Genomic DNA, 17,468 nt, shown 5'->3' on the forward strand with positions numbered 1-17,468 from the left:
CTGATGCGCCGCCTTTCCTGTGGGCTGCGTCAGCCGGTGGCCTGATCGCAGCGGTTCTGCCCAAGGGCTGGCGTGCCAAGGTATGGCGTGCCAAGGGCTGGCGCGCCGATTTCTTGCGAGCCAGTCTTTCCATCTGCGGCAAGATAGTTTACATATGAACGATCTGTCGGCCACGCCGCCGCCGCGCCAGGTCACAGGCCTGAAGCGGCCGCGAGGATTGTGGCCTTGATCCGAGGGAGATTGAGCGATGCCGGTCTACAAGGCGCCTGTTGAAGATGTGATGTTCCTGCTGAATGATGTGTTTCCGATCGAACGCTACAACAATCTGCCGGGCTTCGCCGACGCCACGCCCGATGTCGTCGAGGCCATCGTCAGCGAAGGCGCGAAGCTCTGCGAAGAGGTCTTCCAGCCCGTAAACCTGTCCGGCGACAAGGAAGGCTGCACCCGGCATCCGGATGGCTCGGTGACGACGCCCACGGGTTACAAGGCCGCCTATGAGGCCTACAAGGAGGGTGGCTGGCTTGGCCTGCCCGTTCCCGAGGAGTTCGGCGGACAGGGCCTCCCCTCCACGCTGAACGCCGTGATGCAGGAATTCCTGTCCTCGTCCAATCTGGCGCTCGGCATGTATCCGGGCCTGACCCAGGGCGCGGTCGCCGCGATGCTGGAGCATGCCTCGCAGGAGCAGAAGGAGCTTTACCTGCCCAGGATGATCTCGGGCGAGTGGACCGGAACCATGAACCTCACCGAGCCGCATTGCGGCACGGATCTGGGCATGCTCAAGACCAGGGCCGTGCCCAATGGCGACGGCTCCTACGCCATTTCCGGCACCAAGATCTTCATCTCCGCCGGCGAACATGACCTTGCCGGGAACATCGTGCATCTGGTCCTCGCCCGCGTCGAGGGCGCGCCGATGGGCACCAAGGGCATCACGCTCTTCGTCGTGCCGAAGTTCCTGGTCAATGCCGATGGCTCGCTCGGCGCGCGCAACGGCGTCTCCTGCGGCTCGATCGAGCACAAGATGGGCATTCACGGCAACTCGACCTGCGTCATGAACTATGATGGCGCCACCGGCTGGATCGTCGGCCACGAGAACAAGGGCCTCAACGCCATGTTCGTGATGATGAACGAGGCGCGCCTCGCCGTCGGCATCCAGGGCCTCGGCTGCTCGGAAGTCGCTTACCAGAACGCCGTTGCCTACGCCAAGGACCGCCGCCAGGGCCGTGCACTCACCGGTGCCGCTGAGCCTGACAAACCCGCTGACACGCTGCTGGTTCACCCCGATGTGCGCCGCAACCTCATGTCGATCCGCGCCTTCAACGAGGCGGCCCGCGCCCTCGTCCTCTGGACCGCGCTGAAGGCCGATGTCGCCCATCGCTCCGACGATCCGGCCGAGCGCCAGGCCGCAGACGACCACATGGGCCTGATGACTCCCGTGATCAAGGGCGTGCTCACCGATGTCGGCTTCGACAACACCGTCAAGGCCCAGCAGATGTTCGGCGGCCATGGCTATATCGAGGAATGGGGCATGAGCCAGTTCGTGCGTGATGCCCGCATCGCCATGATCTATGAAGGCGCCAATGGCGTGCAGGCCATGGATCTGGTCGGGCGCAAGCTCGGCCGCGACGGCGGCCGGGCCATCATGGCGTTCTTCGGCGAGGTTGGCGGCTTCTGCCAGGAGAATGCCGGCGATGAGGCGATGAAGCCCTATGTCGGCCCTCTCGGCTCTGCCATGCAGCAGCTCCAGCAGGCCACCATGTGGTTCATGCAGAACGCCATGGCCAACCCCAACAACGCCGGCGCCGGCGCGCATGACTACATGCACCTGTTCGGCATCGTCGCGCTGGGCTACATGCACGCCAAGATGGCGCGCGTCGCCCTTGACAAGCTGAAAGCCGGTGCCAATGGACAGGCCGAGCGCATGAACGCCAAGCTGGCAACCGCCCGCTTCTACATGGAACGCGCCATGCCGGAAGTTGCCGCACACGTCGCCCGCATCCAGACCGGGTCGGACATGACGATGGCGTTCACCGCGGAGCAGTTCTGAGAAGTGGGCAGGGCAAGATGACAAAAGATACGCGCCTTTTGGTATGTTTGGTGGCCGCGTCAGGGTGTCTGTCTCTGTTGGGCGGATTGGTCATCATCGGCGAATATCAAGCAGTTTGGTCAATACTCCCAATCTCTGTGGTGTTCTGCTTGACCGCAGCTGATAATTACAGAAAGCGATGGTCCTAGCGGCAGAGCAACTCTGAGTTAAAGCGCACTGGCTCAAAGTGTCATCCCCGGCGGCCCGAACGGGCCGGGAAGGGGATCCACCCTGGCGCTTTACGCGATGGATTCCCTTCCCCTCCGCTTCGCTGCGGCCGGGAATGACAACCAGAAAAGACGTTCAGGAGGAACCCCACAATGGCTGAAGCCTACATCTACGATCACGTGCGCACGCCGCGCGGCAAGGGCAAGGCCGATGGCTCGCTCCATGAAGTCACCGCCATCGAGCTTGGCAGCCAGACGCTGAAGGCGATCAAGGCGCGCAACGATCTCGATGTGACGCTGGTCGAGGATGTGGTGTTCGGCTGCGTCGATCCGGTCGGCGAAGCGGGCGCGGACATCGCCCGCACCGTGGCGCTCAAGGCCGGCTACGGCACGACTGTTCCCGGCGTGCAGATCAACCGGTTCTGCGCTTCCGGCCTCGATGCGGTGAACCTCGCCGCAGCCCAGGTGATGAGCGGCCAGAAGGACCTCGCCATCGGCGGCGGCGTCGAGAGCATGAGCCGCGTCGGCATGGGCGCCTCGGGCTTCGGCATCGCGGTCGATCCGTCCGTGGCCATCGACACCTACTTCATGCCGCAGGGTGTGGCCGCCGATCTGATCGCCACCAAGTTCGGCTTCTCCCGCGATGATGTCGACGCCTATGCCGTGCAGTCGCACAAGCGCGCCCATGCCGCCTGGGAAGCGGGCCGTTTCGACAAATCTGTCATCAAGGTGAAGGACATGAATGGCCTGACCCTGCTGGGCCGGGACGAGACCATCCGCCCGAGCGCCGACATGCAGGGCCTCGCCGCGCTCAAGCCGGCATTCGCCATGATGGGCGAGCAGGGCGGCTTCGACGCGGTGGCGACCTACGCCCATCCTGATGTCGAGTTCGTCAGCCACGTCCACCATGCCGGCAATTCGTCCGGCATCGTCGATGGCGCAGCTGCCGTTCTTGTCGGTTCAAAGGCAGGCGGCGAGGCTGCGGGCCTCATGCCGCGCGCCCGCATCAAGGCCTTCGCCACGGTCGGCTCCGACCTCGCCCTCATGCTCACCGGCCCGGTCGACGTGACCGAGCTGGTGCTGAGGAAGGCCGGCATGAGCCTGAAGGACATCGACCTGTTCGAGCTCAACGAGGCCTTCGCCTCGGTGGTGCTGCGCTATCAGCAGGCCTTCGACCTCGACCCCGAGCGGCTCAACGTCAATGGCGGCGCCATCGCCATGGGCCATCCGCTCGGCGCCACTGGCGCCATGATCCTCGGCACCGTGCTCGACGAGCTAGAGCGCACCGGCAAGCAGACGGCCCTGATCACGCTGTGCGTCGCCGCCGGCATGGGCGTCGCCACCATCATCGAACGCGTCTGAGATCGGGAGAAAGGACCATGAACCTCGCCCAATTCCGCTTCGAGATCGACGCCGACGGCATCGCCCTCGCCACCTGGGACATGACCGACCGCTCGATGAACGTCATCACACCCGAGGTGATGGCCGACATCAAGACGATCATCGACCATGTTGCATCGGACGCCGCCATCAAGGGCTGCGTCATCACCTCCGGCAAGGACCAGTTCTCCGGCGGCGCCGACCTCACCATGCTCCAGGGCCTCGGGCTTGAGTATGCCAAGCTGGTCAGGAGCAAGGGCGAGGAAGAGGCGATGAGCTTCTTCTTCGAGGAAAGCCGCAAGCTCTCGCTCCTGTTCCGCCAGATCGAGACCTGCGGCAAGCCCTTCGCGGCGGCCGTCAACGGCGTTTGCCTCGGCGGCGCCTTCGAGCTTGCGCTCGCCTGCCACCACCGCGTGCTGTCCGACGACGCAAAGACCCGTGTCGGCCTGCCCGAGATCAAGGTCGGCCTGTTCCCCGGTGCCGGCGGCACGCAGCGCGTGGCGCGCCTGATGCAGACCGGCGACGCGCTGCAGATGCTGTTCAAGGGTGAGCAGATCAAGCCGCTCCCGGCGCGCAACATGGGCCTCGCCCATCAGGTCGTGCCCAGGGACGCCATCGTCCAGGCCGCGAAGGACTGGATCAAGGCTGGCGGCTCCGCCGTCGCCCCCTGGGACGAGAAGGGCTTCAAGCTGCCCTCCAACAAGGTGCACTCGCCGGCCGGGATGCAGATCTGGCCGCCCGCCAATGCGATCTATCGCCGCGAGACCCAGGGCAATTACCCCGCCGCGCAGGCCATCCTTTCGGCCGTCTATGAAGGCCTGCAGCTGCCGATGGATCTCGCGCTCAAGGTCGAGAGCCGCTATTTCGCGAAGATCCTGCGCTCGACCGAGGCGGCGATGATGATCCGCACGCTGTTCATGTCGATGGGCGAGCTCAACAAGGGCGCGCGCCGTCCGAAATCCGAGCCGGCCACCTCGATCAGGACGGTGGGTGTCGTCGGCGCGGGCTTCATGGGCGCGGGAGTGGCCTATGTAACCGCCAACGCCGGCATGAACGTCATACTCGTCGACCGCGACCAGGAAGCCGCCGACAAGGGCAAGGCCTACTCCCACAAGCTGATGAGCGACCAGATAGCCAAGGGCCGCGCCAAATCCGCCGAACGCGAGGCGCTTCTGGAGCGCATCACCGCCACGGCCGACTATGCTGCGCTGGGCGCCTGCGACCTCATCATCGAGGCCGTGTTCGAGGACCCGAAGGTCAAGGACGAGGTGATCCGCAAGATCGAAAGCCATATCAGGCCCGGCACGATCTTCGCCTCCAACACCTCGACCCTGCCTATAACCGGCCTCGCCAGGTCGTCCAAGGCGGCGGACCGATTCATCGGCATCCACTTCTTCTCGCCTGTCGAGAAGATGATGCTGGTCGAGATCATCATGGGCAAGGAGACCGGCGACGCCGCGCTCGCCATGGCGATCGATTATGTCCGCGCCATCCGCAAGACGCCGATCGTCGTCAACGACGCGCGCGGCTTCTTCGCCAACCGCTGCGTGCTCGGCTACATCTCCGAGGGTTACGAGATGCTGCTTGAAGGCGTGCCGCCGGCCATGATCGAGGCCGCCGGCAAGCAGGCCGGCATGCCGGTCGGCCCGCTCTCGCTCAATGACGAGATCGCGCTCGATCTCGGCCTCAAGATCATGAAGGCGACCGAAGTCCAGCTCGGCCCCGACTCGATCGACCAGCGCCAGAAGGCGATGCTCATCGAGATGGTCGACAAGCTGGGCCGCCTCGGCCGCAAGGCCAAGAATGGCTTCTATGATTACCCCGAAGGCGCTCCCAAGCGCCTCTGGCCGGGGCTGACGGCGCTTCAGCCCACCCATCTCAAGCCCGAGCAGGTGGACATGCCGACGCTGAAGAACCGCCTTCTCGCCATTCAGGCGCTGGAAGCGGCCCGCACCGTGGAGGAGGGCGTCGTCACTGACCCGCGCGAGGCGGATGTCGGCTCGATCCTCGGCTTCGGCTTCGCGCCCTACACGGGCGGCACGCTGAGCTACATCGAGGGCATGGGCCCCGCGAAGTTCGTCGCAATGTGCGAGAAGCTCGCCGCCACCTATGGCAAGCGCTTCGCGCCGAACCCCCATCTGATCGAGATGGCGGCAACCGGCGGCAGCTATTATCGCGCTGCGAAGAAGGCCGCCTGAGAGTGGGGCATTCGGCATCCGGCCGCCGGCGGGGCGCGTCCCCGCCTGCCGCCAGGGCAAGCTTGCCCGACTGCCCACTGCCGATTGCCGGCCGCCATCGCCGATGAACCTCTGGCTGCGGCTGCTCTGGCTTGTGGTCACGGCGCGCTGGCGCGGGGCGCTCGGCCTGCCCTTCGCTGTGGGGCGAGTGCCTTTCCGCGTGTGGCTGCACGATCTCGACACCTCGCTTCACATGAACAATGGCCGCTACTGGACCTTGATGGACCTGGGGCGGACCGACCTCATGCTTCGCGGCGGGTTCTGGCGCGCCTGGCTCAAGCATGGCTGGACGCCGGTGATCAGCGCCGGGAAGATCCGCTTTCGCCGCGAGCTCAGGCCCTTCCGCGCCTTCGATCTTGAGACCCGCATCCTGTGCTGGGCCGAGACCTGGCTGGTGATCGAGCATCGCCTGGTCACGAAGGGAGCAGGCGGGCAGGATGTGGTCAATGCCGTGGCCCTCGTCCGGGCCGGCCTGTACGACCGCAAGGCGCGCGGCTTCGTGCCTGTGCAGCGCATGATGGACGAGATGGGCATCAAGGCCGAAAGCCCCGCGCCCACTCCCGAGGTGCAGGCCTTCCTTGATGCGGAAGACGCGATGAAGAATGCGATGAAGTGGGCCGGGCCGGCGGCCTGAGCCGGCGCTGCGCGGCCTACTCGGCGGCTGTCCGGGTGACCCGCCATTGCGAGAGCAGCGCCCTGAGCGCGGCAGGCCGCAGCGGCTTGTTCAGCATCTGGATGTCGTCGGCCGCCGCCCGCGCCCGCACGTCCAGCGAACGGTCTGCTGTCAGGAGCGTGGCCGGCAGGTTGGCGCCCACCGCGTTCCGGATCGCCTTGACGGCCGCGATCCCGTCATCCTCGTCAAGGTGGTAATCCGCCACCAGCGCGTCCGGCGTGCGCCCCAGCTCCGCCAGCGCCGCCATCGCCTCCGCCGCGTCGGCCACCGTGATGACATCGCAGCCCCAGCCCTCCAGCACGAGCTTCATGCCGGACTGGATGGCCGGTTCATTGTCGAGCGCCACAATCAGCATGCCCTTGAGCGGGGCGAAGCCGCTGGCCTGACGGTCGGGCTGCGTGGCCGGAGCGGGCAGGGCCAGCAGCCGCGGCGTCACGATCTCGAAGGTCGAGCCGCGGCCCGGCTGCGAGCGCAGCGCCAGCTTGTGGCCGAGCGTCCGCGTGATGCGCTCGACGATGGAAAGCCCCAGCCCCAGTCCCCGCGCCATCTTGGCGCCCTGGTCCAGCCGCTCGAACTCGCGGAACACGACCTTCTGCTTGTTGGCGGGAATGCCCAGCCCGGTGTCGATGACCTGGATGGCCAGCTGGGCCCCGCGCCGCCGGCAACCGACCAGCACCTTGCCCGATGGCGTGTACTTGATCGCATTGGACACCAGGTTCTGCAGCAGCCGCCGGAAGAGCCGCCTGTCGGAGCTGATCGCGGCCCGCGTGCCGACGAAGACAAGCTCGAGATTCTTCTCCCGGGCAATCGGCTCGAAGTCGCGCTGCAACTGGCGGAACACCTCGTCGACGCGGAATGTCGTGAATTCCGGCTTCATCGCGCCCGCATCGAGGCGTGATATGTCGAGCAGCGCGGTCAGGATTTCCTCCACCGCATCGAGCGAGGCCTCCACATTCTCCGCCAGTTCCGGAGCGCCCGCCTGCCGGTCGCGCTCGGTCAGTGAGTGCGCGTAAAGCCGCGCCGCATTCAGCGGCTGCAACACATCGTGGCTCGCCGCCGCCAGGAAGCGCGTCTTGGAGAGGTTCGCATTGTCGGCCTCCTGCTTGGCCAGTTGCAGGGCGCTGTTGACGCGTGTCAGCTCCTCCGTGCGCTCCCGCACCCGGTTCTCCAGCGCTTCCTCGACCGCAACCGAATCGGAAATGTCGGTATAGGTCGTGACGAGGCCGCCATCGGGCAGGGGGTTCGAGCGGATCTCGATCACCCGCTCGGAAGGGAAGAGCCTGAGGCGTACCGGCTCGCGGTCATTGAGGAAGCTCTCCAGCCGCGCCGCGACGAGGTCCTCGACCGGTCCCTCGCCATAGGAACCGCGCTCCGCATTGAAGCGCACAATGTCGTCAAGACCCGTGCCGACCCGCATCATGTATTGCGGCAATTCATAAAGCTGGATGAAGGCCTCGTTCCAGCACATCACCCTCAGTTCCTTGTCCACCACGGTGATGCCCTGACCGGACTGGTCGAGCGCGTGCTGGAGAAGGTCGCGATTGTATTGCAGCGCTGCCGAGGCATCGTCGAGCAGCTTGAAGGCCGTCTCGCTGGAGAGGTTGCGCCGCTTGAGCAGGACCGAGAGCACGAGCCTCGATGAGGCCGCGCCGATGGCCGAGGCCAGCAGATGCTCACCGAAGCGGATGGCATGGATGTCGGCCTCCTCGTGCCCCCTCTGCGCCACCGCGCCGGCGCGGCCATCGACGCGCCCGAAGCCTGCGAAGGCGGCACGGGTGCGCTCGGCGCCGAGATAGCGCGCGATCGTGCCCTGCAACTCGTCGATCGTCACCGAGGAGCGCCAGAGTCTGAGGTTCTGCCCCATGCCGGTCCCGGTGGTGGAGACGAAGCTGGCCGCCTGCAATCGCTCGATCGCGTTTGCCGGGCGCACCAGCGAGCCGGCCACGAAGCCGAGCGTGTTGAACAGGAGGCTCCAGACCACGCCATGCACCAGCTGCGGCATGTCGCTGCCGAACAGCGCCGTCGGTTTCAGCGCTTCGATGCCGAGCGGCCCGTTGCGCAGGAAATCGGCCCAGAACGGGTCGCTGCCGAGCACATTGGGCAGCAGCAGCGTGTAGAGCCAGGTGACGAGCCCGATGATGAGCCCGCATGAGGCCCCAAGAGCAGTGCCGCGGCGCCAGATCAGCCCGGCGATGAACACCGGCCCGATCTGCGCCGTGGCCGCGAAGGAGAGAAGCCCGATCGTGGCCAGCGCCGCATCGCCAGCCGCCCGATAATAGACATAGCCGAGCAGGACGATGACCACGATGGCGATGCGCCGTGTCGTGATGATGAGCGTGCCCAGATCGCCGCTTCCGGTCGCAAGGCTCGGCACGGAGGAGGGCGAGCGCCGCCATGTCGCGACCAGGGCGCGCCCGCGCACCGCCAGCGGCATCACGAGGTGGTTCGAGATCATGATCGCCAGCGCCACCGACGCCACGATGACCATGGCGGTGGCCGCGCTCAGCCCGCCGATGAACACGATCAGCGCGATGACGCCCGCGCCCTGGCTGAGCGGCAGCAGCAGCACCGTCATGTCACGCTCGTCGGGACCCAGTTGCAGCAGGAGTTCACCCGAGATGGCGATTGGCAGCACGAACAGGTTGATGAGCACGAGGTAGAGCGGGAACATCCACGCGGCGCGCCGGATGTCGCCCTCGCTGCGGTTCTCGACGATGGCCATGTGGAATTGCCGCGGCAGCAGCAGCGCGGCGAGCGCGGACAGCACGGTCAGCGTGAGGAAGGTGCCCAGGCTCGAACTGCGCTGCCAGATCGGCAGGAGGCCTCCGGGCGGGCTGGCAGCGGCGCTGATCAGCGGGCCGAACCCGTCATTCATCCAGTAGACGACGAAGATGCCGCCGATCAGGAAGGCCAGGAGCTTGACCACCGATTCGAGCGCGATGGCCACGACAAGCCCGTCCTGATGCTCCGTCGCGTCGATGTGGCGCGTGCCGAAGGCGACCGCGAAGGCCGCGAGCACCAGCGCGACGAGGAGCGCGAGATCGCCCAGCACGGGCAGCTGGCTTGACAGGCGCGTGCCGTCGGTGGCTTCGAGAAAGACCGACAGCGAAGACGACACGGCCTTGAGCTGCAGCGCCACGTAAGGCAGCGCCGCGAGGACGGCGATGAGCGTGACGAGCGCGGCGACCCGCTCGCTCTTGCCGTAGCGCGCGCCGATGAAGTCCGCGATCGAGGTGATGTTCTGCGCCTTGGCCAGCCGCACCATGCGCGCGATGAGCTTGTGGCCGAGGCCGAGCACCAGGATGGGGCCAAGGTAGATCCCGAGGAAATCGAGTCCGGCCCGGTTTGCGAAGCCGACCGAGCCATAGAAGGTCCAGGAGGTGCAGTAGACGGCCAGCGCCAGCGCATAGATTGTTGTGCGCGCCGGCCCGCGCATGAGCTTGCGTCCGGCCCCGTCCGCAGCGTGGGCCACGGCGAACAGCATGAACAGGTAGATGAGCGCTGCGACGACGATGGACCAGCCGGGAAGCATGGCAGGGGTCTCCTTGGAGCCATGCTAACGGGCAGCGCGCCTTGCGCCAACCGGGGCGCTGGGGACAGATTTCGAGGGTTGCGCTGCGGATATGCAGGATTCTGCAAAAAATGGCTATTCAGGAGAATGATGGAATTTATGTTCTTCTAACCACACAAGATTCCGTGTAGAAAAATACATACCGGCTTGATGTGAACGGCACGGTTTTCTCCCGTAATGCCTGACATGAAGGATGAGACAAATGCTTCAGGAGTTCAAGGAATTCGCCATGAAAGGCAATGTTGTTGATCTCGCCATCGGCGTGATCATCGGCGGAGCATTCGGCAAGATCGTGGAATCTATGGTCGCCGACATCATCATGCCGATGATCGGCATGTTCGGCAACTTCGACTTCACCAACCTCTATGCGTCGCTCGGACCGGCCGTCGCGCCCGGCACGGGCTATGCCGATGCCAAGAAGCTCGGGCCGATCCTCGGTTATGGCCAGTTCATCACCTTCGTGGTCAATTTCGTGATCATCGCCTGGGTGTTGTTCCTCGTGGTCAAGGCCATGAACCGCATGAAGAAGACCACCCCGCCGGCGCAGCCCGCTCCGGCCGAGCCTTCCGACGAGGTCAAGCTGCTGACACAGATCCGCGACGCGCTCGCCAAGTGAGGCGTGCCGTCAGATGAGGCGGCCCGGCCTCCGATCGGGGCGTTGCATTCGACGCGCCCATGCAGGAAATCCGGTCGGTCACCCCTGCGCGGGGTGATCGGTCGGATCGCAAGATTTCATGCGCCGGGCTATGGCGCGCCGAGCCCTGCTCATCGTATGGCCTCGCTGAGATGAAGCTGGCGCGGCATGCCGGCGGCGATGGTTGGCGGAGGCAGGCATGAGCGCGGATGTGAAGCTGGGGTCGATGGCCGGGCGGGCTGCTCCCGCAGTGGCGGATCTGCGCGCCGAGGCGTTCGACGCGCCGCCGAGCGGCATCGTCGATGTCGTCAATCATGGCCGCACCAAGCCAGGGCTGATTCCGCTCTGGGTGGGCGAGGGCGATCTGTCGACTCCGGCCTTCATCACCGAGGCGGCCACGCGTTCGCTGGCGGCCGGCGAGACCTTCTACACCTGGCAGCGCGGCATACCCGAACTGCGTGAGGCGATCGCGCGCTATGATGCGCGGCTTTACGGCCGCCCCGGCCAGGCCCCGACGCCGGAACGTTTCTTCGTGACGGCATCGGGCATGCAGGCGGTGCAGCTCGCGGTCAGGATGATCGCCGGCGCCGGCGACGAGGTGCTGATCCCCACGCCGGCCTGGCCCAACATCGCGGCCGCCATCGGCGTCAATGGTGCCAGGGCCGTGGACGTGCCGATGAGCTTGGGCGCCAATGGCGTCACGCTCGATCTTGATCGACTGCGCGCGGCCGTCACCCCCCGCACCCGGGCCATCGCCGTCAACTCCCCATCCAATCCTTCGGGCTGGACCGCGACAAAGGAAGAGCTCGCCGCCATTCTGGCGCTGGCGCGGGAGAAGGACCTCTGGATCGTGGCCGACGAGATCTACGGCCGTTTCGTCTATGACGGATCGCTTCGCGCGCCCTCCTTCAAGGACGTGATGGACGAGAACGACCGCATCATGTTCGTCCAGACCTTCTCGAAGAACTGGGCCATGACCGGCTGGCGGCTCGGCTGGCTCGAGGCGCCCGTCCAGTTCGGGCAGGTGATCGAGAATCTGATCCAGTATGCGACCTCGGGAAGTCCGGTCTTCGTGCAGCGCGCGGGGATCGCCGCTTTGGAGCATGGCGAAGGCTTCATCGCCCATCAGGTGGAGCGTGCGCGGAAGGGCCGCGACATCGTGGTCAACGGCCTGCGGGCCACCGGCCGCGTCCATGCCCCGGCGCCGGCCGGCGCGTTCTACTACTTCTTCCAGGTGGACGGCATGACCGATTGCCGCGCCTTCGCTGTCAGGCTGGTCGACGAGGCCAATGTCGGCCTGGCGCCGGGGGCCGCCTTCGGAGCCGGAGGCGCAGGCTCCCTGCGCCTGTGTTACGCCCGGCGCCATGATGACCTCGAAGAGGCCGTCCGGCGCATGAGCAGCGTCATCCTGGCTCTTTGAAATGTTTTAAATTGTGAAATCCGGTTCGATAGCCGGAGGCTTATCCTCTGCATTTTATCCCTTTGTCCGAGGGACGCTTGCATTTTGCTGAACTTGTGTGTCAATTCAATCGTTATAAAGTTTTGGAGCCACGCGGATCAGCGCCATGCAGGCCGTCAGGAGGCCATCCCTTTCAGAAGCCCGGCTCGAAAGCGTCCTCGAGACGGCTCCGGACGGCATCATGGTGATGGATGTGTCGGCGCGCTTGCTGATCTTCAACAAGGCTTGCGAGGACCTGTTCGGCTATGAGGCCGCGGAGGTCATCGGCGAGAATGTGCGGATGCTGATGCCGCAGGAACACCACGACAATCACGACCTTTATGTCCAGCGCTACTGCGCCACCGGCGAACGCAAGATCATCGGCATAGGCCGCGAGGTCGAAGGGCGGCGCAAGGACGGCTCGCTGTTCCCGCTGGATCTGTCTGTCGGCGAGGCCATGACGCCCAATGGCCGCCAGTTCATCGGCGTGATCCGCGACCTCAGCGCGCGACGGGAAACCGAGCGCCGTCTCGCGGCGGTCCAGGCCGATCTGATCCGCATGACGCGCGTCTCCGCCCTCGACGAGATGGGCTCTGCCCTCGCCCATGAGCTGAACCAGCCGCTCACCGCCATCATGCTCTATTTGCAGGCGCTGGAGCGCGAGGTCGGGCGGCTGCAGGCCGAGAACGCCCGAATCCAGCCGCGCGCCGACCAGCTTCTGGGCAAGGCGATGCGCGAGGCGCAGCGCGCCGGCTCCATCATCCAGCGGGTGCGCCAGCTCGTCGAGAAGCGCGCGCCCGAGCGCCGCCGGGCGGACCTTAACCAGGTCATCGACGAGGCTCTGGAGCTTGCCATGCTGGGCCGTCGGCGCACCATCCACCTCGAGCGCCATGGGCCCGAGAACCTGCCCATCGTCCTGATCGATCCCGTGCAGGTGCAGCAGGTCGTGCTCAACCTCGCGCGCAACGGCATCGAGGCCTGCGAGGGCGAGGATCGGCCCACCCTGTCCGTCCGGACCTGGTTCGAGGGCGAGGTGGTCTGCTTCAGCGTCGGCGATAACGGGCCCGGCATTCCCGCCCCGCAGATGCAGATGCTGTTCAGCGCCTTCCGCAGCGAGACCGGCACGGGAATGGGGATCGGTCTGACCATTTCGCGCGCGATTGTCCAGAATCACCTCGGTGAGCTCGTGGTCGATCCGGGCGGAAACGGGAATGGCGCGCGCTTCACGGTGCGCTTGCCCATCGCGGCCCATGAAAGGGCCGCCAACCGCGACAGCGCCGCAGCCATGCCACTGGCCGCGACAGCCGAAGCGGACAAAACATGAGGGATGGAAGTCATGAATCAGGCATTTCACGATTTCGAACTTGATGTCGTGATCGTCGATGACGACGCCGCCGTCCGGGATGCGCTGAGCGTCCTGCTTGAGATGGAAGGGCTGCGGGTCAAGACTTTCCCGAGCGGCGACTCGTTCATCGTCGAAGCCATGCGTCTCAAGCCCGGCTGCGTGCTCATGGATGTGCACATGCCGGGGCGGTCCGGGCTCGACATTCTCGATGCGATCGGGGGCTCCTCGTATCACGCCCCCGTGGTGATGATCTCTGGCCAGGGCGACGTGCCGATGGCTGTCCACGCCATGAAGCATGGCGCCTTCGACTTCATCGAAAAGCCTTTCGACGGCCCGGTTGTCCTCAAGCGCGTCCGCGAGGCCATCGCCCGCGTGTCGAGCAATTCAGCCGTCAGCATGCATGGCCGGCTGCCCGCTTTTCCCGGCCATGACATGCTCACCGCCCGCGAGGTCGACGTGCTCGAGCACATTGTGGGCGGCGCCTCGAACAAGGAGGCGGGACGGCTCCTGGGCATCAGCCCGCGCACCATCGAGGTCCACCGCGCCCGCATCATGGAGAAGCTCAAGGCCCGCAACACCGCCGAACTTGTGCGGCTGGTCTATCGTGAGCCGGTCCGCAACTGATCCGGCTGGCGGCCCTAGGTATTTGTGGGGATTCCGCCTCGCCGACGAAACGTGCCAAGAGTTTGGCCCGAGCAAAGGTCAGCGCTAGTCGCGCGAGGTTGCATGACGGTTCATATCGTCGAGGACGATCACGGCGTGCGTGACGCGCTGTCGGAGTTGTGTCGGTCCGTGGGTCGCAAGGTCGCTCTTTATCCCGATGGAGAGGCCTTCGGCGCCGGGGATGATGTAGCGCCCACCGACGTCGTGCTCGTGGATCTTGGCCTGCCCGGCGAGCATGGCTCGGCCGTGATCCGCCGCATCCGTTCCATGGCATCGCCGCCGAAGGTCATCGTCATCTCCGGGCTGCCCATGGCCGACATCAAGCTGGCCATGCGCGAATTCGCCAATATCGTGGTGATGCGCAAGCCGCTGTCCAGCGAACTGCTGCCCCTGCTTGTCTAGCTCAAGCTACGGAAGATTGCTTAAGCGCTTCTCCCAACACGCCTTGGATTGAACCGCCCGATAGACTGGCCTGCCCTGATCCGGTCCAGTGCCTCCGGCGGGGCGGAGTCTGCCCGATGCTGCAATCCACCCGCGATGCCACATCCGCCCACATCGACCGGCACGGGCCTGCGCGCCATGACCCGAGCGCCCCGTGGAGCGCGCGCGGGCCGGGCGGCGGCGCGCTTCAGGGCTTCGATCCTGGCCAGACGGTGCTGCGGCAGGGCGAGGCGCCAAAGGGCGTGCCGGTCGTCGAGAGCGGTCTCGTCGCGCTCAGCCTGCGCCAGCGCGATGGGCGCCGGCACATTGTCTTTCTCGCTGGCCCGGGCGATGTGCTGTGCCCGCCGGGCAGTGCCGCCATCCCTGCCGATGCCGAGGCCCTTGCCGCCAGCCAGGTGCGCGTGCATGGCATGCGCGATCTGGAACGTGACGAGAGCCTGTGCAGGCGGCTGAACGAGCAGCTCCGGCGCCAGCATGAACGATCCCTGCATCACGTCTTCGCGCTGGGGCAGCGCGAAGCGCGCCAGCGCCTTGGCTGGTTCATTCACGTCCAGGCCGATGGCCGGTGCAGGCTTGACCTGCCGCTGAGCCGTCAGGACATCGCCGATTACCTGGGCCTCACGATCGAGACGGTGAGCCGCGAGTTCACGCGCCTCAGGCGGATCGGGGCCATCGCCTATCAGCGCAACGGCTCGATCGCCATCCTGCGGCCGCATGCGCTGTTTGGCAATGGCGCCTAGGCTCGGGGCATCCGGCACGCCAGGGCTGGGCGCGACGCCTCGCGCATCCGGCGCCTTGTTCAGGAGGTCCTGCCGTTGAAGCATCGCCGGCGCCACGGCGAGGGAAGGGCATCAAGCACCCGGCCTAGCTCCCCCGAGACTAGGCCGGGCGCCGGATTCGCGACAGCCAAAGGCTCCCGCGGTCCCTGTGCGGCGCAGCCGTCACCTGTCGGCAGCGCTCATGAGGTCATTACATCGGCCGTTGGCGTGGGCTGCATTGATTGCGCGCAATTGGGCCAGACGAAGCCTCGCGCCATGCCTGATGCGAAGGTCACACTCTCTGAAGGGCGTCCGTCTTGCGCCTGGCTCAGCCCGAGGCTGCGCGCCGGGCCGATGACATGAGCGCTGCCATGCGTCACATCAGGCAGATGGCCGCGCATCGCCCCACGCTCGAAGACATCGCGCTCCTTCTGGTCGCGGCCCTTGGCGGATGGGCGCTGCATTTCGCGGGCGTGCCCGCCGGCTGGCTCACCGGCTCGATGCTGGTCGTGGCGGTGGTGGGCCTGCGCCGGCCCTGGGCGGGTCCCTCCGATGCCGTCGTGCAGACCGGGATGCTGCTGTCGGGCATCATCATCGGCGCCGCCGCCACCCCCGAGGCGGTTCAGGCTGCGGCCCGTTATCCGGGCAGCCTCATGCTGCTGATGCTGTCGCTGGGGCTCACCGTGCTGGTCACCGGCGCGTTTCTGGTGCGTTTCGGCGGCTGGACCCGGCTGGATGCCTTGCTGGCCTCAGCGCCCGGCGCGCTGTCCGCCGTGATGGCTGTCGCCAGTGATCTCGGCAGCAGCCTCTCCCGCATCGCCATCATCCAGTTCTTCCGCCTGTTCGTGCTGGTGGCTGCGATACCAAGCTTGCTGGTGATCTCGGGCGTCGGCGCCGGCCAGGCTCCTGCGCCGCCTCCGCCGCCCAATCTGCCCGACACGGTCCTGATGATCGCCTGCGCGCTGGCGGCAGGGCTGCTGCTCAAACGGCTTGGCTTGGTCGCCCCGTTCATCATCGGCGCCACGCTGTCGAGCATGCTGCTGCATGCCTTTGACATCGTGCACGGCTCCTTGCCCGCGCCGCTCACCTTGCTTGCCTTTCTGATCCTGGGCGGCATGGTCGGGGCACGGCTTGGCGGGCTCGACAGGGCGGCCGTGGGTCGGCTCATGCCGCTGGCCATCGGCGCCTTCATCGCCTCCGTGGCCATCGGCGCTCTGCTGGCCTGGCCTGCCGCGCTGCTCGCGGGCGTCAGCTACGGCACGGCCTTCATCGCCTTCGCCCCCGGCGGGCTCGAGGCCATGGCCATGCTGGCCGTCGTGCTGGGGCTGGATCCGCTCTATGTCGGCGCGCACCATCTGGTGCGCTTCATGGCGGTTGGCTTTCTCCTGCCCATCGCGGGCCGCCTGCTGTGCAAGCCACGGCATGACGAGCCGCACGCCGGCCAGTGAGGCCATGGCTGGCACATCGGCCCCGCCCGCGCTAAAGCTGGTGCGAGGCAGGCCAGGGGCCTTGCTGGAACAGCACAGGAATCGACACTCATGAAAGCGGTCAGAGTCATCGCCGGCCCCTATTCCTTCACCGGCCATTTCGAGGAGGCGCTGGCGCCCAAGACATGCGCCGCCTTCATCAAGGCCATGCCTTTCGCAAGCAAGATCATCCACGTGCGCTGGAGCGGCGAGGGCGTGTGGTCGCCGCTAGGCGATCTCGATTTCGGCGTCGGCTACGAGAACAACACCTGCTATCCCGCGCCCGGCCAGATCATCCTTTATCCAGGCGGCGTCAGCGAGACCGAGATCCTGCTCGCCTATGGCAACGTGAACTTCGCGTCCAAGGCTGGCCAGCTCTCGGGCAACCACTTCATCACCCTCACCTCCGGCCTGGAGAACATCCATGCGCTCGGACGCAAGGTGCTGTGGGAAGGCGCCATGGACATCCGCTACGAACTGATCTGAGGGGGGCCTCGCTCCACGCTCCGCGCTTCACCTGCGCCTGCAACTTCATGCCCGACGCGTGGCCTTGCCGGTGAAGACCTGCGACGCCACGGTTCGGCTTCATCCCGCCACCAATGGCGACAAGAC

General features: G+C 66.1%; 13 protein-coding genes. 12 read left to right on the top strand and 1 reads right to left on the bottom strand.

What is annotated here, in order from left to right:
- Positions 1–247 precede the first annotated feature (247 nt).
- The 4 genes from HEQ16_05380 to HEQ16_05395 all read left to right on the top strand — a co-directional run bounded on the left by HEQ16_05380 (position 248) and on the right by HEQ16_05395 (position 6,501).
- Positions 248–2,044: an acyl-CoA dehydrogenase gene (locus HEQ16_05380; protein MCO4053477.1), complete on the top strand. Its 1,797-nt coding sequence runs from the start codon at positions 248–250 to the stop codon at positions 2,042–2,044.
- 359 nt (positions 2,045–2,403) lie between these two features.
- A complete protein-coding gene (locus HEQ16_05385; protein ID MCO4053478.1) occupies positions 2,404–3,612 on the top strand; it encodes an acetyl-CoA C-acetyltransferase in 1,209 nt (402 codons plus the stop codon).
- Positions 3,613–3,629: 17 nt separating this feature from the next.
- A complete protein-coding gene (locus HEQ16_05390; GenBank protein MCO4053479.1) occupies positions 3,630–5,828 on the top strand; it encodes a 3-hydroxyacyl-CoA dehydrogenase in 2,199 nt (732 codons plus the stop codon).
- Between the two features lie 103 nt (positions 5,829–5,931).
- Positions 5,932–6,501 (top strand): thioesterase, encoded by a 570-nt coding sequence (locus HEQ16_05395; protein MCO4053480.1) that lies wholly within the window; start codon positions 5,932–5,934, stop codon positions 6,499–6,501.
- A gap of 16 nt (positions 6,502–6,517) precedes the next feature.
- Here HEQ16_05395 and HEQ16_05400 read toward each other — a convergent pair whose 3' ends face one another.
- The gene (locus HEQ16_05400; protein ID MCO4053481.1) at positions 6,518–10,072 is read right to left on the bottom strand and encodes a hybrid sensor histidine kinase/response regulator; all 3,555 of its coding nucleotides are present in this window, start codon (positions 10,070–10,072) and stop codon (positions 6,518–6,520) included.
- Positions 10,073–10,313: 241 nt separating this feature from the next.
- Here HEQ16_05400 and mscL point away from each other — a divergent pair, with 241 nt between their 5' ends.
- From mscL to HEQ16_05440, 8 genes are all read left to right on the top strand, one after another.
- The gene (gene mscL, locus HEQ16_05405) at positions 10,314–10,727 is read left to right on the top strand and encodes a large conductance mechanosensitive channel protein MscL (GenBank protein ID MCO4053482.1); all 414 of its coding nucleotides are present in this window, start codon (positions 10,314–10,316) and stop codon (positions 10,725–10,727) included.
- A gap of 244 nt (positions 10,728–10,971) precedes the next feature.
- Positions 10,972–12,165, top strand: coding sequence for a pyridoxal phosphate-dependent aminotransferase (locus HEQ16_05410; GenBank protein ID MCO4053483.1), 1,194 nt, complete (start codon positions 10,972–10,974; stop codon positions 12,163–12,165).
- A 145-nt stretch (positions 12,166–12,310) separates the two neighbouring features.
- The gene (locus HEQ16_05415) at positions 12,311–13,507 is read left to right on the top strand and encodes a PAS domain S-box protein (protein MCO4053484.1); all 1,197 of its coding nucleotides are present in this window, start codon (positions 12,311–12,313) and stop codon (positions 13,505–13,507) included.
- Positions 13,508–13,519: 12 nt separating this feature from the next.
- Positions 13,520–14,152 carry a response regulator transcription factor gene (locus HEQ16_05420; protein MCO4053485.1) on the top strand — a complete coding sequence of 211 codons (633 nt, stop codon included), beginning with the start codon at positions 13,520–13,522 and terminating at the stop codon, positions 14,150–14,152.
- 102 nt (positions 14,153–14,254) lie between these two features.
- Positions 14,255–14,593 carry a response regulator gene (locus HEQ16_05425; GenBank protein MCO4053486.1) on the top strand — a complete coding sequence of 113 codons (339 nt, stop codon included), beginning with the start codon at positions 14,255–14,257 and terminating at the stop codon, positions 14,591–14,593.
- A gap of 116 nt (positions 14,594–14,709) precedes the next feature.
- Positions 14,710–15,372: a Crp/Fnr family transcriptional regulator gene (locus HEQ16_05430; protein ID MCO4053487.1), complete on the top strand. Its 663-nt coding sequence runs from the start codon at positions 14,710–14,712 to the stop codon at positions 15,370–15,372.
- 389 nt (positions 15,373–15,761) lie between these two features.
- The gene (locus HEQ16_05435; protein ID MCO4053488.1) at positions 15,762–16,838 is read left to right on the top strand and encodes an AbrB family transcriptional regulator; all 1,077 of its coding nucleotides are present in this window, start codon (positions 15,762–15,764) and stop codon (positions 16,836–16,838) included.
- Between the two features lie 90 nt (positions 16,839–16,928).
- Complete coding sequence (locus HEQ16_05440) at positions 16,929–17,342, top strand: DUF3830 family protein (GenBank protein ID MCO4053489.1); 414 nt, start codon at positions 16,929–16,931, stop codon at positions 17,340–17,342.
- Positions 17,343–17,468 lie beyond the last annotated feature (126 nt).

It is taken from the genome of Bosea sp. (in: a-proteobacteria) (genome assembly GCA_023910605.1).
Lineage (GTDB): Bacteria > Pseudomonadota > Alphaproteobacteria > Rhizobiales > Beijerinckiaceae > Allobosea.